This window comes from Vibrio ouci (assembly GCF_004551525.1).
Taxonomy (GTDB): Bacteria; Pseudomonadota; Gammaproteobacteria; order Enterobacterales; family Vibrionaceae; genus Vibrio; species Vibrio ouci.
Window position 1 is genome coordinate 1 of record NZ_SATR01000185.1, and the last position, 1,329, is coordinate 1,329.

General features: G+C 40.4%; 1 protein-coding gene and 2 pseudogenes. All 3 read right to left on the reverse strand.

What is annotated here, in order from left to right; translation table 11 throughout:
* A pseudogene (locus tag ELS82_RS24980) lies at positions 1-214 on the reverse strand (GNAT family N-acetyltransferase); the annotation flags it as partial.
* A gap of 115 nt (positions 215-329) precedes the next feature.
* Positions 330-932, reverse strand: a complete 603-nt coding sequence (locus ELS82_RS24985; RefSeq protein ID WP_134837772.1) for a hypothetical protein — start codon at positions 930-932, stop codon at positions 330-332.
* Positions 933-1,072: 140 nt separating this feature from the next.
* Positions 1,073-1,186, reverse strand: a pseudogene (locus ELS82_RS27975) (SH3 domain-containing protein); the annotation flags it as partial.
* Positions 1,187-1,329: the final 143 nt, after the last annotated feature.

Genomic DNA, 1,329 nt, shown 5'->3' on the forward strand with positions numbered 1-1,329 from the left:
AAGTAATTTGAAGCATCCCGACTAAAGAGTTTTCCAGCTCAACAACAAGTAATTCGTTATTTGGATCTCGTGTAATCGCTTCGAACGCTTCAAGATACGCACTATTCAACGGAATAGACGCATCTTCTCTTTTGCTACCAAGTGGATCATTCGAAAGCAAAGCAACAAGACTTTCCAAATCTTCCAAATCAGCTGAACGATATTTTAATTCCATCAATAGTTCCTTATTACTTCTGGCTGCTAACGCCGCATTAAGGTGTGAGCGACGCTTGGCTATACTTGAGCGAAGCGAAAACGCCAAGCGTTGCGAATCACTCTTAAATGCTTTGTTAGCTGAATTTTTCAAACTGTTTTAAAAGATTATTTCGTTTATCCAATACTTTACTACGTTCGTCTTCTGACACGAAATTTAAGAGGATGGATAGTTCGATGAAGTCTGTATGGGCTTCCCTAAATATCTCAGAGTCATAGCAACTTTTTATCCAGTACAACTCCTCACCAGTGATGCTATGAAATACTTCCAGAGGCATGTAGTCACAATGTTCAGGATTGGCAAAGTTAGACGTATGTTCTAAATCAAATGGGCCGATATTATTTCCGTAAAGCCAAGGCAAAAGATAAACATTTGACAACATTGTAGCCGCTAATTCATAGGTAGCTTTGCCGTAATGACCTAAACGGTAAGATAGAATCGAACGGCACAACATTTGGATAGGTTCACCAATGTCATCTGGAAATTGGGTGTCATACCATTCCATGTACTCTTCTGCTTTCTTCAGATCATTTAGCACGAGTAGCAAAGGAAATATCAAGTATCTTTTCCCATACCCATCATCAATAAACCCGTACTCTCTCAACTCACGATTAAGCCCTGATTTGTAGCTTGAAATCTTAGCTCGAATTTTCTTATCTGAATCTGGAACTGTAAACATATGCAAATCTCGCTTTATTCAGCTAACGCCAAATTAAGGTGTGAACAACGCTAACACCTTAGCTAAAGCATTGTGCCATAAACACTAAACTTACTTGAAGTGAGAGCGCCGAGCGTTGTGAATCACTCTTAAATTTATTGTTATGTACGTTGTACCGAGCGCACTGGTACCCAACCAATTTCACCCGTTGACCTCGAAACTCGATACCACTCATTGAGTTCGAATAGCACTGATAGTTTTTCACCAATGACAGAAGTGGACCCCAATGGTTGGACACATAAGCTAACTTCTTAAGTGGTTGATCCAGCTCATGCAGCGTATCTCTGCCGACCAAAGTAGGCTTCATCAGGGGTGAGGTCATTGAGTCCCTGATGGTTACGCTCCTCATTATAAAACA

Excerpts from the sequence above, each read along its gene's own strand:
- ELS82_RS24985 (WP_134837772.1), bottom strand. The coding sequence starts at position 932 with ATGTTTACAGTTCCAGATTCAGATAAGAAAATTCGAGCTAAGATTTCA.